This is a genomic window from Corynebacterium jeikeium (assembly GCA_003955985.1).
In the GTDB taxonomy this organism is placed as follows: Bacteria; Actinomycetota; Actinomycetes; order Mycobacteriales; family Mycobacteriaceae; genus Corynebacterium; species Corynebacterium jeikeium_D.
The window spans coordinates 125200-145531 of sequence record CP033784.1; the positions used below are offsets into that span (position 1 = coordinate 125200).

13 protein-coding genes and 1 pseudogene are annotated in these 20332 nt (G+C 59.4%); 10 read left to right on the forward strand and 4 right to left on the reverse strand.

Going from position 1 to position 20332, the window contains the following annotated elements:
* Positions 1-141: 141 nt before the first annotated feature.
* Both EGX79_00545 and EGX79_00550 read left to right on the forward strand, forming a co-directional pair.
* The gene (locus tag EGX79_00545; GenBank protein ID AYX82660.1) at positions 142-4764 is read left to right on the forward strand and encodes a glutamate synthase large subunit; all 4623 of its coding nucleotides are present in this window, start codon (positions 142-144) and stop codon (positions 4762-4764) included.
* Positions 4757-6298, forward strand: a complete 1542-nt coding sequence (locus EGX79_00550; protein AYX80808.1) for a glutamate synthase subunit beta — start codon at positions 4757-4759, stop codon at positions 6296-6298. Before EGX79_00545 ends, EGX79_00550 begins: the two co-directional genes overlap by 8 nt.
* A gap of 8 nt (positions 6299-6306) precedes the next feature.
* Here the strand turns inward: EGX79_00550 and EGX79_00555 are convergent, their stop codons facing one another.
* On the reverse strand, positions 6307-8949 hold the full coding sequence (locus EGX79_00555) for a nitrite reductase (protein ID AYX80809.1): 2643 nt from the start codon (positions 8947-8949) through the stop codon (positions 6307-6309).
* A gap of 576 nt (positions 8950-9525) precedes the next feature.
* Here EGX79_00555 and EGX79_00560 point away from each other — a divergent pair.
* The 6 genes from EGX79_00560 to EGX79_00585 are packed head-to-tail and all read left to right on the forward strand — an operon-like array spanning position 9526 to position 17267.
* The gene (locus tag EGX79_00560) at positions 9526-11412 is read left to right on the forward strand and encodes a polysaccharide biosynthesis protein (protein ID AYX80810.1); all 1887 of its coding nucleotides are present in this window, start codon (positions 9526-9528) and stop codon (positions 11410-11412) included.
* Positions 11413-11421: 9 nt separating this feature from the next.
* Entirely contained in the window at positions 11422-12666 is a 1245-nt protein-coding gene (locus EGX79_00565; protein ID AYX80811.1) for a hypothetical protein, read from the forward strand.
* Positions 12667-12669: 3 nt separating this feature from the next.
* On the forward strand, positions 12670-13860 hold the full coding sequence (locus EGX79_00570; GenBank protein ID AYX80812.1) for a glycosyltransferase WbuB: 1191 nt from the start codon (positions 12670-12672) through the stop codon (positions 13858-13860).
* Positions 13860-15038 (forward strand): DegT/DnrJ/EryC1/StrS aminotransferase family protein, encoded by a 1179-nt coding sequence (locus EGX79_00575; GenBank protein ID AYX80813.1) that lies wholly within the window; start codon positions 13860-13862, stop codon positions 15036-15038. Before EGX79_00570 ends, EGX79_00575 begins: the two co-directional genes overlap by 1 nt.
* Entirely contained in the window at positions 15035-16591 is a 1557-nt protein-coding gene (locus EGX79_00580; protein AYX80814.1) for an O-antigen ligase family protein, read from the forward strand. The genes EGX79_00575 and EGX79_00580 overlap by 4 nt, the downstream gene beginning before the upstream one ends.
* A gap of 10 nt (positions 16592-16601) precedes the next feature.
* Complete coding sequence (locus EGX79_00585; protein AYX80815.1) at positions 16602-17267, forward strand: sugar transferase; 666 nt, start codon at positions 16602-16604, stop codon at positions 17265-17267.
* Here EGX79_00585 and EGX79_00590 read toward each other — a convergent pair.
* Both EGX79_00590 and EGX79_00595 read right to left on the reverse strand, forming a co-directional pair.
* Positions 17251-17946 carry a sugar O-acyltransferase gene (locus tag EGX79_00590; protein AYX82661.1) on the reverse strand — a complete coding sequence of 232 codons (696 nt, stop codon included), beginning with the start codon at positions 17944-17946 and terminating at the stop codon, positions 17251-17253. The genes EGX79_00585 and EGX79_00590 overlap by 17 nt on opposite strands.
* 58 nt (positions 17947-18004) lie before the next feature.
* The gene (locus tag EGX79_00595) at positions 18005-18532 is read right to left on the reverse strand and encodes an HPP family protein (GenBank protein ID AYX80816.1); all 528 of its coding nucleotides are present in this window, start codon (positions 18530-18532) and stop codon (positions 18005-18007) included.
* A gap of 164 nt (positions 18533-18696) precedes the next feature.
* On the opposite strand from EGX79_00595, the gene EGX79_00600 reads away from it, so the two are divergent.
* Positions 18697-18990, forward strand: a complete 294-nt coding sequence (locus EGX79_00600; protein ID AYX80817.1) for an RNA-binding S4 domain-containing protein — start codon at positions 18697-18699, stop codon at positions 18988-18990.
* 3 nt (positions 18991-18993) lie between these two features.
* Positions 18994-19875 (forward strand): bleomycin resistance protein, encoded by an 882-nt coding sequence (locus tag EGX79_00605; protein AYX80818.1) that lies wholly within the window; start codon positions 18994-18996, stop codon positions 19873-19875.
* A 67-nt stretch (positions 19876-19942) separates the two neighbouring features.
* On the opposite strand, the pseudogene EGX79_00610 reads toward EGX79_00605, so the two are convergent.
* Positions 19943-20272: pseudogene (locus tag EGX79_00610) on the reverse strand (NYN domain-containing protein).
* Between the last annotated feature and the right edge of the window lie 60 nt (positions 20273-20332).

Genomic DNA, 20332 nt, shown 5'->3' on the forward strand with positions numbered 1-20332 from the left:
TAGCTAGTTCCCTAAATACGTATTGCAATACGCCTAGATGAATGTGCATTGTTAAAACAGTTGGAAATATAGATAACCCGTGTCCCCCAATTGGCACATTGCACCTACAAGGGGAAAACAGCCATGACAGCTAAGACAGCCATGACTCTGACCGAAACAGCGACCACATTGCCTCGTGGTCCTCAGAGGGAAGGTCTCTACCACCCGTCGAACGAACATGATGCGTGTGGCGTGGCCTTTGTTGCCGACATTTACGGTCGCCAGACCCATGACATTGTGGAAAAGGGCATCCAGGCACTGGTCAACCTCGACCACCGCGGTGCCGCCGGCGCTGAGAAGACCACCGGCGACGGTGCCGGCATTCTCATTCAGGTTCCGGATGCCTACTACCGCGCTGAGCTGAGTAAAGAAGGCGTCATTTTGCCGCCGGCTGGCACCTACGCCACCGGTATTGCGTTCCTGCCGCAGTCGCGCATGGCCACTCTCGATGCCATCCGGGCTATTGAGGACATCTGCGCCGAAGAGGGCATCGAGATCTTGGCATGGCGCGATGTGCCGATTAACGCTGACGGGCTTGGCCAGATGGCTCGCCAGGCTATGCCGGTGCTGCGTCAGCTCTTCGTTACCGCGAAGAACTACGAGGGGCGTCAGCTCAGCGATATTGATCTCGACCGCAAGATGTTCTTCCTGCGTAAGCGCTGCGAGCGTGAGCTGGGTGAACAGGGCGCTGGCGAGGGCTCTGGTGGCGACACCGTGTACTTCCCGTCGCTGTCCAGCCGCACGATCGTCTACAAGGGCATGCTGACTACTCCGCAGCTGAAGGATTTCTACCTTGACCTGCAGCAGAAGGAAGTCACTTCCGCGCTCGCCATCGTGCACTCACGCTTTTCCACGAACACTTTCCCGTCCTGGCCGCTGGCACACCCGTACCGCTACGTCGCTCACAATGGCGAAATCAACACCGTGCGCGGCAACGAGAACTGGATGCGCGCCCGCGAGTCGCTAATTCGCTCTGGCAAGCTGGGCAACATCGACCGCGCGCTGCCGGTGTGCGACCCCAACGGTTCTGACACTGCGCGTTTCGACGAGGCCCTGGAGTTACTGCATCTCGGTGGTCGTAGTCTCCCGCATGCGGTCATGATGATGGTTCCGCAGGCCTGGGAGCACGACGACAATCTCAGCCCGCAGGTTCGCGCGTTCTACGAGTACCACGCCTGCCTGATGGAGCCGTGGGACGGCCCCGCTGCCATCTGCTTTACCGACGGCCAGGTCATCGGTGCCACCCTGGATCGCAATGGTCTGCGCCCGGGGCGCATCTGGGTGACCGACGAGGGCCTGGTGGTGATGGCCTCCGAAGCTGGTGTCCTGGATATCCCGCCGGAGCAGATTGTGCAGCGCACGCGCGTGCAGCCGGGGCGCATGTTCCTGGTGGACATGAAGGCCGGTCGCATTATTGAGGACAAGGAGATTAAGTCCACGCTGGCCGCCACCGGGCCATACGAGGAATGGATCAAAGAGGGCCTGGTCGACATCACCGACCTGCCACGAGAGCGCTACCAGTACATGCCGCATGCCCGCGCGGTGTTACGACAGCGCGTCTTCGGCATCACCGAAGAAGACGTTGACCTCATCATCCGCCCGATGGCACTCACCGGCGCGGAGGGCCTGGGTTCGATGGGCTCAGACACGCCGATTGCGGCACTGTCCAACCGCCCTCGCATGCTGTTCGACTTCTTCTCGCAGCGGTTCGCGCAGGTTACCAACCCGCCGTTGGACTCGCTGCGCGAAAAGTCCATCACCAGCATGAATACGTTGCTGGGTGCAGAGACCAACATCCTGGAGCCCACCGCCGATGCCGCCCGTCGCATCCGGCTTGAGCATCCAATCCTGGACAACCACGACTTTGTCACCCTGTGCCAGGCGGGCAAGAACGAGGAGTACTCCGAGTTCCGTGCCGAGGTCATCTCTGGCCTGTACCCGGTCGCCCGCGGTGGCCGTGGCCTGCGCAACGCTATCCGTCGTGTTCGCCGTGAGGTCTCTGAGGCCATTGACCGTGGTGCCCGACTGATTGTGCTGTCTGACCGTGAGTCCAACGAGCGCTTTGCCCCCATCCCGTCGCTGCTGCTGACCTCCGCGGTCCACCACCACCTGGTGGAGGAGCGCACTCGCACGCGCGCCAGCCTCATCATTGAGGCTGGCGACGCCCGCGAGGTGCACCACATGGCCATGCTGCTGGGCTTTGGTGCCGATGCCATTAACCCATACATGACTTTCGAAACCATCGATGAGCTGCGCATGAAGGACCAGCTCGGAGCTCTGACGTTGGATCAGGCCTGCTCGAACTACTGCAAGGCTGCCTCCAAGGGCGTGCTGAAGGTCATGTCCAAGATGGGTATCGCCTCACTGCAGTCCTACCGTGGCGCTCAGCTGGCCGACACCGTCGGTCTGTCGCAGGAGTTCCTGGACGAGTACTTCACCGGCGCTGTTTCTCCGCTGGAAGGTATTGGTCTCGACGAGGTCGCAGAAGATGTTGCCGCCCGTCACCGCAGCGCATTCCTGCCGCGTCCGGAAGAGCAGGCACACCGTGAGCTGGATCTCGGCGGCGAGTACAAGTGGCGTCGCGAAGGCGAGTACCACCTATTCAACCCAGAGACAATCTACACGCTGCAGCATGCGACCCGCACTGGTCAGTACGCGGTCTTCCGCGACTACACCAACAAGGTTGATGAGCAGACCAAGCAGCTGGCAACTCTGCGCGGCATGCTCGAGTTCGCCTCAGATCGCGAGCCGATCGACATTGAAGAGGTCGAACCGGTCTCGAGCATCGTCAAGCGTTTCTCCACCGGCGCAATGAGCTATGGCTCCATCTCTGCGGAGGCACATGAGACGCTGGCCATCGCTATGAATCGCCTGGGCGCCATGTCCAACTCCGGCGAGGGCGGCGAGGACCCAGACCGTTTCGAAATGGAGGCCAACGGCGACTGGAAACGCTCTGCCATCAAGCAGGTCGCATCGGGCCGCTTCGGTGTGACCAGCCACTACCTGTCCAACTGCACCGACATCCAGATCAAGATGGCCCAGGGTGCAAAGCCCGGCGAGGGTGGCCAGTTGCCACCGAACAAGGTCTACCCGTGGATCGCGGAAGTCCGCATCACCACCCCGGGCGTGGGTCTGATCTCGCCGCCACCGCACCACGACATCTACTCAATCGAGGATCTGGCACAGCTCATCTACGACCTCAAGAACGCCAATCCGCGCGCCCGCATTCACGTCAAGCTCGTCTCCGAGCAGGGCGTGGGCACCGTCGCCGCTGGTGTCTCGAAGGCGCATGCCGACGTCGTGCTGATCTCCGGCCACGATGGCGGCACTGGTGCCTCGCCACTGACCAGTCTCAAGCACGCCGGCGGTCCGTGGGAGCTGGGGCTCGCTGAAACCCAGCAGACCCTGATGCTCAACGGGCTGCGCGACCGCATCCGCGTGCAGTGCGATGGCCAGCTCAAGACCGGTCGTGATGTCGTGGTCGCGATGTTGCTGGGTGCTGAGGAGTTTGGTTTTGCCACCGCTCCGCTGGTGGTTGAGGGCTGCGTCATGATGCGCGTCTGCCACCTGGACACCTGTCCAGTCGGTATTGCCACCCAGAATCCGAAGTTGCGGAGCAAGTTCACCGGCCGTGCCGAGCACGTGGTCAACTTCTTCACCTTCATCGCCCAGCAGGTCCGTGAATACCTCGCTGAGCTGGGTTTCCGCACCATTGACGAAGCGGTCGGACATGCCGAGTGCCTGCGTCCGCGCAAGGATCTCGACAACCTTCCGCGCGTCGCAAAGCTTGACCTGGAGCGAATCCTGCACGTTGCCGAAAGCCCCTTCTTTGCGGACCAGGATTCCTACTGCACGAAGGCGCAGGACCACGGCCTTGAGGGCGCGTTGGATGAGCGCCTCATCGACGAAGCGCAGCCCGCGCTGCGTACGGCGCGCGCGAATGGGCTGGCGCCGACACCGGTATCGCTGCACCATGCCATCAGCAATGTGAACCGTTCCGTGGGCACGCGCCTGGGGTATGAAGTCACCAAAGTCGCAGGTAAGCAGGGGCTTGCCGACGACTCCATCGTCGTCAACCTGCTCGGTTCCGCCGGTAACTCGCTGGGTGCGTTCCTGCCGGCCGGTGTGACCATCAAGCTGGAGGGCGATGCCAACGACTTCGTCGGCAAGGGCCTGTGCGGTGGCAAGATTGTGGTTCGACCTTCACGTTCGGCCCCGCCGACCGCGGATGTGGCTACCGACACCATTGCCGGCAATGTCATTGGTTTTGGTGCCACCAGCGGTGAGATCTTCGTCCGCGGCACTGTCGGTGAGCGCTTCTGCGTGCGTAACTCCGGTGCCACGGCCGTGGTCGAGGGCATCGGTAACCACGGTTGCGAGTACATGACCGGTGGCCGCGTCGTAGTGGCGGGCCCGGTCGGTCACAACTTCGGCGCCGGTATGAGTGGCGGTATCGCCTACCTGCTGGATAACGAGGCGACGCGGGCGAACATCAACACCGAGTTGGTCGACATCGTGCCTCTCGACGATGAGGACATCAGCTGGCTGGAGGCCACGCTGTCGAAGCACCGCAAGCTCACGGGTTCTAAGACTCGGTTCCCGGCTGCACAGTTCATCAAAATCATGCCGCGTGATTACGCCCGAATTCTCGACGTAGTCGCGAAGGCAAAGGACAACGACGCTGACATCAACGAGGCAATCATGGAGGCAGTAACCAATGGCTGATCCGAAGGGTTTCATGAAATTCCAGCGCGAAGAGCCTGCTCATCGCCCGGTTCCGCTGCGTCTGATGGACTGGAAAGAGGTCTATGAGGAGGCTAGCAACGAGCAGGTGCAACAGCAGGCGACCCGCTGTATGGACTGTGGCGTGCCGTTTTGTCACTCGGCCTGCCCGCTGGGCAACATCATTCCGGAGTGGAATGACCTGGTTCGTCAGAACCGCTGGCACGAGGCTTTCGAGCGCTTGCACGCCACCAACAACTTCCCCGAGTGGACCGGTCGCCTGTGCCCGGCTCCGTGCGAGGGCGGTTGTGTGCTCGGCATCAACGACGATGCCGTGACCATTAAGAACATCGAGCTGGCCATCGTTGAACGCGGCTTCGATGAGGGCTGGGTTCAGCCAATTGTGCCGACTTTCGACACCGGCCAGCACATCGCTGTCATCGGCTCCGGGCCAGCGGGCCTTGCTGCAGCACAGCAGCTTACTCGCGCCGGGCATGATGTCACGGTCTTCGAGCGCGACGACAAGATTGGTGGTCTGATGCGCTACGGTGTGCCGGATTACAAGATGGAGCAGCGCTTCCTCGACCGCCGTCTTGAGCAGATGGAGATCGAGGGCACCGAGTTCCGTACCAACGTCTCACCGACAGCTGCTGACCTGGCCGATTTCGACGCAGTTGTGCTGGCTACCGGCGCATCGCTGGCCCGCGACCTGCCCGTCGATGGCCGTGATTTGGAGGGTATTCACCAGGCTATGGAGTACCTGCCGGGAGCCAACCGCGTTGCCGCAGGCGAGCTCGACACCCCGCCGATTGATGCCAAAGGTAAGAAGGTTGTCGTCATCGGTGGTGGCGACACCGGCATTGACTGCTTCGGTACCGCGCTGCGCCAGGGAGCGGCGTCCGTCACGCAGTTCGATATTCGCCCCCGTGCACCGAAGTCCCGTGCGGCGTCGACTCCGTGGCCGATGTACCCGCTGGTCTGGCGCGTGGCGACTGCTCACGAAGAAGGTGAGTACACCATCACCGGTTCCGAACCGCCAGAGGTTACCGAGGCGCTCGGCCTTAACGCTCGCGTCACCGGCGAGACCCTGGGCAAGCGCGTCTTCAACGTCAACACCGTCTCCTTCCACGGCGAGGACGGTCACGTGACCGGCCTGTCCGCCAACGAGGTCGAGGTCATCGATGGCAAGCGTGTGCCTATGGAGGATACGGATTTCGAACTCGATGCCGACCTAGTTCTCATCGCGCTGGGCTTCTCCGGTCCGGAGCGCGGTGGTCTGTCGCATGAGCTGGGGATTCAGTTCAACGATCGCGGTGTGATGATGCGTGACGACGACTACCTCGCCGTGCGCAGCGACATCGAGCAGAACTTCGACGGTCCCGTGTTCGTGGCCGGTGACAATGGCCGTGGTGCCAGTTTGATTGTGTGGGCTATCGCCGAAGGCCGCGCCTGCGCCGAGGCCGTGGACCAGTACCTGATGGGCGAGTCCAATCTGCCGCGCGCTGTCGAGCCGGAGGATGCTCCAATTAAGTTGTAAGCCCTGGTTTAGTTCACCACTATGTTGCCGCGTGCCCCCATTTCGGCATGCACCATCTGGTGGTCGACAAAGCGGTACGTGCCTGGCTCCGGGAATTCGGCCTCAACATAACCACCCTGCGCGGCACCGAGGTCAAGGGCTTGGGCACCGCCCACGCCGTCGTCAAGCAAAAGCGCGCCCTCCTTGTACACGCGATGGAACTGCGTGCCGACGATATGGAAGCTCGTGCCCTTGTTGGGGCCGGCGGCAAGTACCCAGAAACGTACCGTCTCACCTGCGCGAATGCGAATTGGGTGGGTGAGATACTGGTCGGGGTAGCCGTTGAACTTGTAGATATCGGGGTCCTCGGCCATGGTCTTGTCGGCGTCGGGGCTGTCCTCGCCCCAGTAGCTTTCCGACTGCACCAGAAGAACCTCGTGGTCAACATCAGTGAGATTCGGTGGGTCGATGATGACGGCACCGTGCATACCGGCAGCGATGTGCATGGACATGGGCATGGTTGCGCAGTGGTACATCCAGATGCCCGCGCGGTCAGCACGGAAGCGGTACTCAAGCTTCTCACCAGGGGCGATGTCGCGCATTGGCTCGTCCGGCGAAACAATGCCGGCGTGAAAGTCGATGGAGTGACTCATGGTGCCGTCATTAATGAGCGTGACGACGAACTCGTCGCCCACCTTGCCGCGCAAAGTTGGCCCCAGCGGTTTGCCGTTGAATACCCAATGCTGCTGCTCGACGCCAGGGGCAGCGTAGCCGGTGAACTCGCTGGCTCGCAGCGTGACGTGGTGAACCGTGGCGTCCTCGGCGGGCGTCAACATTGGATTGATGGTGGGGGAGTCCGGACCGGGCTGTTCGCCGACATTCCCGAGTGCGCCTGGCGTTGCGTGGTCGGAGTGGCCGCTGTTCCCGGTGCGGTGTGAATGATTCGAGCCACCTGCATTGACCGTGAGCGTCATGCCCATCTGGCGGTGACCAGCAATGGTGCACCAGCCGTCAATGTCACCGGGAACAACCGGCACTTCAATGGTGGCGGAGTTGCCAGGGGCGACACGTCCGGTGTCCTCGCCGGTGGCCAAGCGCAGATCGTGGACCTGGGAATCAGCGTTGACCATGGTGATGACCAGTCGGTCGCCGGGGTTCGCCTCTATAACGTTCGGGGTATAGGTCATATCGTTGGCAGTAACCGTCACCTCGACGGTTTCTCCGGTGGGCGCAACATCGCTGGTGGTTTCAATGCTTCCCGTACCGCCACCGCCACCGCTCAGCGCAACGCCGACGGTTACTACCAGGCCCAATACAGCCAGAGCAGCGGTAGTTTGAGCACCGAGTCGACGTGCAGTTGCGTGCAGTTCGACCGGGTTCCGCGTTGCTTCCTTGTTGGCCCGTGCCTTCTGACTCTCTCTTAACGCACCAATCTGAGCCTTCGCGGCACGGCCGACAAGTGGCAGATAAGACACCAAGGCAAGGGAGACCATTGCGGAGACCGCCACTTTGGTCCAGGAAGGCAGCGGCATCAGCCACAGTGCCAGACCAATATTGATGGTCGACCAGCGAAATGCGCCCGCGCGGTCAAGTTCCTTCATACCGGCAGAGACTGGGCCAGCACCTCCGCCGATGGTGGCGGGCAAGAGTTGGCTCATCATGCCGATAAGCAACTGGGCGCCGAAACCGATTACCAGCGGCAGCGTGAGGGATGAGATTACGAAGCCGTCGTCAAGCGCCTTGACTGTGGCGACTGCGAGTGTGCCGATTAGCCAGACGACTGCAGCTGCAGCAGACAACGCCGGGTAGCTGAGGCGGTCGCGCGGGTCTTTAGCGACAGTCATGACGTTGTGTGCCCACGGGATGGCGGCTATGACCCAGCCGATAGTGATAATGCCAAGGCCGACGGAGTCCAACCAGTTGAAGCTGGTCAGTGCACCGATCGCGGTAATTGCGATACCTATGAGCTGTACTGCTAGTGCCAGCTTCGGGCGGGAATGCGGCGACATCCGGGTTCGCCACAGCGCTGGGAACATGGTGATGAGCGTGCCGCAGGCCGCGAGCCCGAGGAAGCCAATGAGGTTGACGGTTTCGTGTGCCAATAGGAGATCGTCGTGAAGCGCTTTGCCCTTAGGAGATGCGAGGATGGCGCCGAGTGCAGCGCCGATGGGCAGTAGGCATGCCGACGCGACGTAGTGTGCAACGGAGATGGCGAATGGCCGATCGCGCTTCGCTACCAGGTCGCGTCCGAGGGAAAACGCATGCCATGCGACGGCGACGCCGACGACCGCCGCGCCGACGGTGGTCACTGGCCACCAGTCACCGAGCTTGCCGACGACCGTCGCGACAATACCTACGTTGAGCAGGTAAATATTTGCCAACTGAATCTTCCGATTGCCAACGGGCACGTCGATTTTCAGTAGCTTTTCGGTGAAGTGGCGGCCCCAGATGAGGATGGAGTTGGTGACGGCGCCGAGGGTAAAGAGATGCACCAACAGCCAACGGCCATCGGCGACGAAAGGGTGAATGAGTGCTGCCACAATGATGGAGGCGAACCACCAGCGCACTGGCATACCGGCCTTGCGATGCCAGGACATGCGGCGCTTCTTGCCAGGCTTAGTAGGCGGTTTGGTTGTGGGGGATTGGGGTTCTGGTGTGGCGTGCGACGACATATATCAATAATACGCATACTGGGTGCGCATTTAATATGGGCGCATGTAAGAGTGCTTTTATTTGGTCGGGTCTTCGCCGTTTTTGTGGGCCTGCCAGAACTGTGTGGTCTTCTGTGTCTGACCCATCCGGTTTTGAATCAGCATCAGGGTAGTAAGGAAGGGCTTCCGGGTGATGAAAGCGCGTGCCCGACGCGTTGATGATGTGCTCACGGGGAAGTGTAACCCTTTTGTCAAAAACGATTGTTTGAGTATTCACGCAAATACTTCCTTGAATAAACATCTCAATAAAGAGGTGATTGTGCATTAATTGCAATCGTCAGGAAGTGGTTACGTTAGAAGCTAGTTTGTACAGCTAGTTAGATGAATGTAAACAGATTGAAGCTTCAGTAAACAGTTGGTGAAACGTTGTTTTACCAGGGAGAATGATGAGTGGTAAAGGTGGCTTTTTGGCTACCCGAACGATGGGGTAGCCCTTTGTAGTAGGGGGCTGTAAATGTAGTTCATATCGCATAGTATGCCAAGCCTGTGGAACGCATTGTGCGTAAGAAAATTTAACCAGCAGTAAAAGGCATAAGAATGTTTATCCGAGACTGGAAGCAGCTCGCCTGGTGCGTATTTGACGTACTCGCCTGGCTGATTGCGCTGTCCGCCGCTAACGGAATCGTCCGCGGTGAATTGGTATCTTTCTCTGAAATATCAGGCACTAATTTTTTGGTTGTCGCTGTCGCCGTGGCCGTCATCGTCCTGCTCGGCCTGCTGCTCGGGGAGTACACCAACCCGCAACGCGTATGGCCCGGCAGTCGAACTGAAGATATTGTTCTGCTGAGCATCAGCATGGGCGGTGCTACCGCAGCCACTGGCTTGGCTCAAATCCTGAAGACCTTCCCGGAAATTGCGTGGTACGTTCCGTTCGCCGGTGGCTGTGTCGCAACTTTGGCAAGTATCTATACCCGCACTCTCGCTCGCTGGATTACCAACAACTTTGGCTCCCGTCAGACGGATGATCGCTTGATTGTTCTCGGTGCAGGCCGTCGCGCCAAGTTCTTTATTAACAGTCTTACGGATTCCGGTATCTCCCGTGAGAACCGCTTCCACCTGGTTGGAATCGTCGATCCCAAAGAAAGCAGCGAGAGCCATATTTCTCGTATCCATGGTCTCCGCGTGATTCGTGGAATTGATCAGCTGGGTGAGCTCGCATCGCGCACTTCGGCGCAGTCGGTCATCATTGCTACTGATGAGCCACTGTCCACTGAGTGCATCAACGTCCTCAACCACATTTGTGAGGAATCGTCCCTGCGCCTGCTCATTCTGCCGCCGGTGGAAGAGTACTCGCGCCACCGTGGTGCTGTCGCTACCTCGCAGGTGCGCGAAATTAACATCGCCGACCTCATTGGCCGTCAGCCTCTGCACCTGGATGAATCCAAGGTCGCTTCCATAATCCGCGGTAAGAAGGTGCTGGTCACCGGCGCTGGAGGTTCTATCGGTTCCGAAATCTGCCGACAGGTTCACCGCTTTGAGCCGGCAGAACTGATCATGCTGGATCGCGATGAGGGCGGCTTGCATGCCACGCAGCTGTCGCTGACGGGTTCGGCGCTTCTCGACGGCTCCGATACCGTCCTGGCTGATATCCGTGACGCGGAAATGCTGACGCAGATCTTCACCGAGCGCAAGCCCGATGTTGTCTACCATGCTGCAGCTCTCAAGCACCTGCCGCTGCTGGAGAGCTATCCCGCAGAAGCAGTGCAAACCAATGTCATCGGAACTCAGAACGTCCTGGATGCAGCGGCTGCGGCCAACGTTTCAACCGTTATTAATATTTCCACGGACAAGGCTGCGAACCCGGCCTCGATTCTGGGTGAATCCAAGCGCGCTGCGGAACGTCTGACTGCGCACATGGGGAAAACTCACGAAGGTGTCTGGGCATCTGTCCGCTTCGGTAACGTGTTTGGCTCGCGCGGCTCGGTCATTACGACTTTCCAGCGTCAGATTGAAGAGGGCGGCCCGGTGACGGTGACGCATCCTGACGTTCAGCGCTACTTCATGACCATTCCGGAGGCATCGCAGCTGGTGCTGCAGGCTACCGTTATTGCAGAATCCGGTGAGACTCTGGTGCTGGAGATGGGTAAGCCGGTCAAGATTGCTGAGCTGGCGGAGAACCTGATCAGGCTCCATGACGCAGACGTAGAGATTGTCTACACGGGTCTTCGTGACGGTGAGAAGATCTCCGAGGATTTGGTTGATGACCGCGAGGTTCCCAAGATCGGTGATCGTCATCCGCTAATCACTGAGGTACGTGTTGAGCCGGAACGGCTGAATTCGCGGATTCTCCCGTGCACACATAATCACGATGCTGCACGTCGTTGGCTTGCAGAGCACGGTGGGGCGCAAAGCAGTATTGAGGCGCATCCCACCGGTGCACAATCACTTGCAACCGTTAGTGCGAAAGCAAAAAAGTTAGGATGACTCCCCACCGTGACAACTACCAGCTCCTCTAACTCCGGGCAGCTGGCGCAAAGAGTTCGAACAGTTGCGACGATTTCGGCAGCTTCAGCGCTCGCCGCAGTCGTCGCCTTTGTGGTCAGTATTCTTTCCGCGCGAGTGCTGGGGCCCGCCGGTCGAGGCGAGGTCGCTACCGTTTTGCAGTTCGCCTATATTGTGGCGCCATTCGTCGGCTTTGGGGCCGATCGGCTTTTGCTGCGCCGCGATGATTACGACCACGGTCTCATTCCGAGTGGTTACGCCATGACCGTGGTCGCTCTGATTGCCTGCGCCATCGCAGGAGTCGTCTACGGACCGTGGACGGCAATGGCCGGCGTCGTCGCCTTGGTTACCGTGTCATTTTCCATGGTTCGTGCGATGGCTATCAGCCGCCATCGAGTGTCCTTCTTCGTCGCAGTATTCGTCGGCTTCCAGGGCTCAGTACTGCTGATTAGCGCTGCACTATATGTCGCCGGAGTCGAAGACTGGCGCTGGTGGGCTGCGGCCTATATCTTCCCGGCACTGCCACTGGCAATCTGGTCGCTAGCGAAGTCACGCAAACACACCGATTCTCGTGTTGGCGGAGTGGTAGAGACGGCTCGAACAAATGCCCCATTCATCGCATCGGGGCTGGGGCCGCTGACGACGACACGCTTGGGGCGCGTTTTACTGCCGGCGCTGGCCTCGCCGGCGTCGTTAGGTCTTTTCGTAGTCGTGGCGACGGCGACGGAACCGCTGTATTGGATCGCGCAGTCAGTCGCCGATCAGCGCACCAGCGACCAGAGGGGGCGCGAACTCACCCCGTCTCGTGTGCTCCGACACCTTGGCATAGTCACTGCAGCGTACGGCGCGCTTGGTGCGCTCGGTGGTATGGCACTCTACTTCCTCATCGTGCCGGTATTCGGCCATGAGTTTGAGCCTGCTCGGGAGTTGGTGCTGCCACTGACTATCGCGGCCGTGGTGCTCGGCTGCTACCGACACCTGTGCGGTGAAATTCTCGGCAGCGACAATCCCCGTCGAATTGGCCGAGTGGAGCTCATTTCCGCCGTTATCGCTGTCATTTGTTACCCGATTGGCATTCTTCTCGGAGACGCCCTCGGTCTCGCGTGGACCAGCGCAGTTGTCTACTTTGCAGCAGCCGTTGTTGCCGCAGTGGCGTTGATGCAGCCGAGCAGAGGCCCGAAAAATCCATCAACCACCAACGAAGAACTTCCCGTCGACGTAATCGAGGAAAGCTAAACAATGCGAATCACTTATATCCACCAGCACTTTGTTCTCCCCGGTGAGCCGGGTGGTTCCCGACCCTACGAGTTTGCCCGCCGAATGGCCGCTGCAGGCCACGAGGTGACAATGATCTGTGGTCGCGATGAGGCCATGGATAAAACGGTCGATGGCATCCACGTGCGTCGTTTAGCGATTCCGTACCGCAATGAAATGTCGAAGCGCGAGCGCATCGTCAGTTTCTTCAACTTCCTGGTGCGCGCCTCCGCGGTTGCTGCCCGTGTGCCTGCCGACGTGATTTACGCGTCCTCGACTCCGCTGACTGTGGCGGTTCCGGGAATTGTGGCGAAGTTTACCCAGCGTGCGCCGTTGGTGGCGGAGATCCGTGACCTGTGGCCAGAGGTGCCAATCAAGTTGGGCTACCTCAATAATCCGGTGGCGATTTTCCTGGCCAAGCAACTGGAGAAGGCATTTTATGCGGCATCGAGCGAGGTCGTGGCGCTGTCGCCGTCGATGGCCGATGGCGTCAAAGAGGTAGCTCCGAAGAAGTGCGTGACTGTCATTCCGAATGCGTCGGACTTTGAGCGTTTTGATGTCCCGGTCGAGCAGCGTGCAGCTTTCCGTAAGGAGCAGGGCTGGGGCGATGACGTGGTGGCGGTCTACGCTGGTGGTTTTGGCATGTCCTACCAGCTGGAGTGGCTTGTGGATTTGGCGGCGCAGCTGCGTCGTGATGGCGTGGAGAATGTGCGCTTTGTCCTGCTGGGGCAGGGAAGCGACTCGGATGCGTTGTACCAGCGCGCTGAGAACGCTGGCCTCGATGCCGATGCGATGTTCCTCGGCCGTCAGCCGAAGGAAGATGTCGCCAAGTACGTGTCTGCCGCCGATATCGCGCTATCGCCGCTGCGTGATGACCCCTGCCTGGAGGGCAATTCCCTGAACAAGGTCTTCGATGCCATGGCCGCATCGCGTCCGGTGGTGTTCAACCACGGTGGCTGGCTGGAGGAAGCCGCAACCGAGCACGATGCCGGTTGGCGTCTCTCGCGCGATATTCCGACCGCGGCCAAGCGATTCGCTGAGATCATCTCCGACCGCGATGAGATGCGCGCAGCGGGACAGCGAAATCGCGAACTGGGTGAGAAGCGTTTTGCCCGTGACAGCCTGTACTCCCAGCTCATCGAGGTACTCAACCGCGTCCGAAAGGTGCAGAAGTAATGACTAACGCTGACGCTAACAAGCCCAATGAGCGGATCTTTCTTTCGCTCGCGACAGTCACCGAAGCAGAAGAACAGGCTGTCGTTCGCGCACTCCACTCTGGTTGGGTGGCTCCGTTGGGACCCGAGGTAGACGCGTTTGAAGCGGAGATTGCCAAGCGCTGCGGTGTTGAGCACGCGCTCGCGCTGTCTTCCGGCACCGCTGGCCTGCACTTGGCGCTGCTCGCGCTGGGGATCGGTGAAGGTGACTACATTCCGGTTTCCACCATGACCTTCGCGGCCACGACCAACGCCATTGCTTACGTTGGTGCTACGCCGGTGTTCGTCGATGCCGCAGAGGACGGAAACATCGACCCTGAGCTGCTGCTCCGCACCGTCGATGAGCTGCTTGCCGAGGGCAAGAGCGTTCCCGCCGTGATGATTGTGGACCTCTTTGGCCGCTGCGCCGATTACCCGGCCTTCGCGCCACGCCTGGAAGAACTCGGCATCGCGCTCATCGAGGACGCCGCCGAGGCGCTCGGTGCCAGCGTCCATGGTCAGCCGGCCGGCAGTTTCGGCCGTGCCGCCGCGCTGTCTTTCAACGGCAACAAAATCATGACCACCTCCGGCGGTGGCATGCTGCTGTCCGATGATGCCGATCTCATCGCTCGCGCGCGCTACCTGTCCACCCAGGCGCGTCAGCCCGTCGCTTGGTACGAGCACACCGAAATCGGCTACAACTACCGCCTGTCCAATCTGCTCGCCGCACTGGGGCGGGCGCAGCACTCGCGTCTGGACGGCATGATTGCTCGCCGCCGCCAGATTCGCGATGCATACCTAGATTTGCTCGCCTCGCTTGACGACGATGCCCCTGGTAAAGGTACCCGCTTGCTCTCTGACTCCGACGAGCGTTTCACCGAGAACTGCTGGTTGACCTCAATTGTGCTGCCGCAGGAGGCCGTCGATAAGGGTGTGCTGACCCCGGACAGCGTGATTGCAGCACTTGGTGAGGCCAGCATTGAGGCTCGTCACCTGTGGAAGCCGATGCACCTGCAGCCGGTATACGAGGGCGCACGAGCCAGCATCAACGGCACCGCTGAGAATCTTTTCTCCCGCGGCATTACTCTTCCTAGTGGTCCGGCGCTGGACGATGACGACGTCGCGCGGGTGATAGGTGTTTTGAAGGAAGTGCTGGGATGACTCCTACAGAGGTAGCTGGAGAAACTGTAAAACAGCGAAAACCAATACTGCAGTCGCTGTTTATTGTGGTGGCCGCAGGAATGTTTGCTGGTGTCCTCTACGTTGGCGACACGACGATGAAGGACGTCTCTTCGGCGCTTCCTGATCTCTCTCTTGCATTGCCGATTTTGGTGGTTGTTGCAATCCTTACCGCCTTCGGCACCCCAGAAGCGCAGCGCCAGAGTTGGCTGAATGCGATGAAAGGCGCTGGCAATGTAAAGCAGTGGCCGATGGCCGTGTGGGCATTAGTGGCTTTCTATGCCTGGTTGTTCTGGATGATGCTGTCCGGACTGTGGGCCCCCGAAGCTGCCGAAGTTGCTCCTGTCGTTACTGCGTTGATAACGCTTGGGCTCATCGCCACGATGTCAGCAATACTGTTCTATTTGCATCCTCAGGCACTGGTATGGCTGTGGTTAGCAGTAGCCATTTGCTCGCTTATTTTTCTCTACGGTGGCATTACTGGTCCGAAATATGTCGGGCGCATGACGGCGTTCGGCGGTGGACCGAATGTCTTTGCCCGTTTCATGCTGTACGGCATCGCGGCAGCTGTGTTTTTCATGCTGTGGCGTAAGTTCATGTGGGCAGTTCTCTTGTTTGCTGCACCATTTGCTTACGGTCTCGTTGCGTCGGGAAGCCGCGGTGTACTGGTTGCTACCACCGTGGTAGTCCTCTTTACCGCAATAGCTGTGTTTTTTCACTGGGGTTGGAAGTGGGCGACTGTTTTTTACGTCGCAGTCGCCGCAGCGGTCGCGTACGGATACTCGCGGTTCATCGCAGGTACCGAGATTGAAGAATACTTTAAGACGCGCTTTATCCAATTGACCTTCGAAAAAGAACATGATTCCGGACGCGGTTATCTCCATGATGAAGCTTTCCGAATCATGAGTGAACACCGCATCTTTGGTGGAGGCCTGCATAGCTTCGTTGTGCTGTCGACACCGAGGTCTTCACGTCCACTGGAGCATCCGCACAATATCTTCTACACAGTCGGATCTGAAGCGGGTGTCATAGGTATCGGTCTGTTTGTGATTGTGCTGGTTGTGTTGGCAATCGCCTGTCGCCACCTATTCAAGTTTCTTCAAGCTGGTCTGACCGCAGCCGTGGCATTCTCGGTTCTTGTGGCACAGGTTTTTTCCGGCTACTACTACGATTCCCGTTCGCTATGGCTATTTGGCTTTGCAGCAGCATTTGCGATGCTGAGCCTACGGCGCAAGGACGCAGCATCGGCAGAACCAGAGCTGGAGCCGCAACCAGAACCCGCAGCCGAGCCCGAACCAGTCATGGTCACCGATACCGCGGGGCCGGTTGTGCCGGAGCCGGAGCCAGCGGTGGCCGTCGTCAAGCAAAGTGCGCCTGACAACAAGAATGACAACAGGAAGCTGCGCGTTGCGGCAGCGTCGTTTGCCGCGGCCGGTGTAGTGGGTGCGGTTGGTTGGCTGGTCAGGAACCGTTCCAATGAGGAAGTCGATGCGCGTGCCGAAAAGCTTCTGCGCGAAATGTTCAACGAAAAGTAGGAGATGACCAATGGATTCACTGAGCATCCGCGCGCAACGGGTAATTAAGCGTGGCGTCGACATCGCGGCATCTGCAGCGGGCTTGATTGTGCTGTCGCCAGTTATGGGCGCTACGGCTCTGGCAGTGCGACTTTCCATGGGAAAGCCAGTCCTATTCCGCCAGGAACGTCCGGGGCAGGATGGTGAGCCGTTTAATATCCTCAAGTTTCGGACGATGCACCACGTCAATCCGGCAAAGGGGCTTGTCGACGATGCGTCCCGCCTCACCGAGGTGGGAAAATTCCTTCGGTCCACAAGCTTGGACGAACTCCCGGAGCTCTTTAACGTTCTGCGTGGCGACATGAGCCTCGTTGGCCCGCGCCCGCTGCGCATGAAGTACCTAGAGCGCTATTCGCCGCGCCAGGCACGCCGCCATGAGGTGCCACCGGGAATTACGGGGCTTGCCCAGGTCTCGGGCCGCAATGGCATCACCTGGGAAGAACGTTTCGAGTACGACGTGCAGTACGTGGATAATTGGTCGCTACTGCTCGATGCAAAGATCCTGCTCGACACAATATTGGTGGTGCTCAAGCGTGAAGGGATCTCGGAAGAAGGGCAAGTGACCATGACCGAGTTCACCGGTTCGTCGGATGAGAATTCGGCGGAGAAGGACGTCTCGGCTAGCGCAGGTTCTTAATCACACTTGCAGGAACACCGGCGACAACGGTGTAGTCATCGACATCGCTAGTAACTGCGGCTCCGGATCCGATGTACGCTCCCTCGCCAACGGTGAGGCCGGGGTTGATTACGGAGTTGGCTCCTAGCGTGCAGGCCTCGCCAAGCGTGACAAAGCCCGACACGGCATTGAGCGGGAAGATTGTGCAGTAGTCCCGCAGCACCGCATCGTGGCCAATCGTGACATTCATATTGATTTGGGCGTGCTTGCCTACCTCAATATTGCAGGTCAGGCGCGCTCCGGGGCAGATGACCGTGCCCTCGCCGAGCGAGACCAGCGCGCCAATGCTGGTGTCTGGGTGGACCAGAGTCGCAGGCACGAGCCCTTCGGTATCTGCGCGTTGCGCAATCGAACGTCGAGCAGCGCCGCTGCCGATTGCGACTGTGTAGTAGACCCCCTCGGGTAAGTCCGCGAGGATTTCGGTTTTGCCCAAGAGTTGCACACCCATTTTGTGGAAAAAGGTCATATCTGGGGTGCCATCATCAATAATGCCTAGGATTTCCCACTGCGGTGGTAGGCCGTTGGCTGCTGCGTAGTCGTTGATGTCCTTGATGAAGCTGACCACGTTTCGCCCAAAACCACCAGCGCCGACGATGACAATCTTTTCGGTCGTCGTGTTGTTAATCCACTGCTTTGGCATGAGTGTCATTATCCCACTGATAGCCGTATTCAGCCGGAGTGCGTGACCCCGAATCCACCTACCACCAGTATGTGGGATAGCGGAGGCCGCGCAGTCGATTTGCGAGGATGCCAAGCATCACGATCATGATCGACGAAGCGAAAATGAAGCCTATGAAGCGGAAATCGTTGGCGAGCCCATGACCGTGTGGCATCAGCACAGTGACCATAGCGGTAGCGGTGGCAGGGGAGTGCGCCGCGCGAGCAAGAAGCATGAGCGCGAAGGCGACGCCGGCGGCAACCGCTGCAGCAATGATGGTCGAACCCAACATGTGCAGAATTGCGATGCCAGTCGTGCAGCCGATGAGGTGTCCGACCACGACATTTCGTGGCTGAGCCAGAGGCAAGTTGGGCGCACCGACAATAAGCGCCATGGCAGCGCCAATAGGAGGCAGAAATAGCAGGTCAGAGACAGAAGTTGAGATGAGTGCCAGGGTCATCAGCGGCAGGCTCACGGCTACCGAGGCGGCGATAACATGGCGTAGCGGAGGGCGAGGTGGCGCTTCGCTGGCGATCCGGGGCCACTTCGGAGACCGTGAATTAGACATGAGAACGATGTTAGGGTGTGCTGCCTCATCCGCGTCGCGGTTCGAGGTTTTTATTGAAATAGAAGTTTAAATGGGGTGGCGTCCAGGTCTCCCAAGCCTCCAAACCCGAACCAGACCCGAACCAAGCTCCGACCATTTTCACCGGGTATGACACACTTAAGGACATGGAGCCTATCGATGTCGCAATCCGGGATGAGTCCATCCGTCTCGGGCAATTCCTGAAGTTGGCAAACCTGGTGGAAACGGGCGGTCTGGCCAAGGAACTCATTGCCGAGGGCCAGGTCAGCGTGAACGGTGAGGTCGACACTCGCCGTGGCAAGGTGCTGCGTCCAGGGGACGTCGTCTCTGTTGCCGGTATGTCGGCACGCGTGGCCACCGCCGATGAAGTCGATGATGACTACTTTGATGAGGCCACCGCCGACGATGACTTTGATCCTGAAAAGTGGAGGAACTTGTAACTCATGCCCGCATTTCCCGCCGAATTTGGCATGCCCCTGCGCGTAGATCTGCTCTCCGCCGCACCGCGTAAGACCGAGCGCTTCTACCGCGGCGTTCTTGGGTGGGCTTATCGCAATACCGCGCCAATCCATGAGGATGCCCGCGAGGCATCCGCTGGTCGCCGCGTTGCCATGCTGTCCGGAATGCCGGTGTCGGTGCTGCTTGAGGCCGATAAGGACGCTGAGGATGCCTTCGTCAACCAGTGGCGCGTGAATTTCCATGTCGACTCCGCCGCTGGTGCCGTCGAGAAGGCGCGTGAGCTCGGCGCCGAGGTCTTCCAGGAACCGACCCCGCTTGTCGACGGATCCACGATGGCCGTCGTTTCCGACCCCGCCGGTGGCCTCATTGGGCTGCTGGAACAGCCGGGTGAGCAGGCCTTTATCGCAGCGGGCGAGCCCGGCACCCCGGTGTGGTTCGAGCTGGTCGCAGGCCCGGAGGAGACCTTTGAGCAGGTCGCGGACTTCTACCACAACTTCTTTGGCTGGGAAATCGCAGTGCGCAACAAGAATGAGCACGGCACTTTCGCAGTTGCGATGGAAGACGGGGCGCCGTTCGCTGGCTTGGTAGCCAGCTCGGTTGCTGCACAGACCGATGCGGCAGATAAGAGCTTCGTTGGCTGGCTGGCCTACCTTGGCGTGGAGAACATCGACACCGCTGTCGCCAAGGCTGAGGAACTGGGCGGTTCCGTGCTCGTTGCCCCGCAGGCTACCGAGTTCGGTCCGCTGGCAACTGTGCAGGATCCATGTGGTGCGGCAGTTGTGCTCTGCGAGGTGCCGCTGCCACCGGAAGAAGATATCCGCGAGTCGGACCCACTGGAAGGCATTGACCTCAGCCAGTTCCAGTAGGAGCTAGAGCTCTTCTTCGTCGTCCTCAGGGTCCTGTTTTCCGGTGTAGTTAACGTGTAAAGGATCGTCTTCGTTTTTTAGCCAATGCAGCGAAGAAGTCATTGGTCCAGGTAAAAAGTTCACTTTTACCAAGGTTGACTTGCTGCTGGAGCAATGGGTGATAAACAACCCGCTGTGACGGTGGGCAGTCGTAGTAAAAGATTCGGTACAGTCCAGCGCGCGATTCACGTATATGGCGATGGCAGTACTTGACCAGTTCATCAGCGCGATCCTCTGCGGTCTTATGACCAAACAGTGTTGCCGCACGTTTGCGGTAAAAGCCACCATCAACAAGCACTGCTGTAGTGATCTCGCGTAAAGGCACAGCTCGCGCAGCACTATATCTGTTTCTACTCATATTTCTTGGCCCTCCCCCTATGAGTAATCCCAGTCATCGGCGCTCTCCTTATCGGCGGAG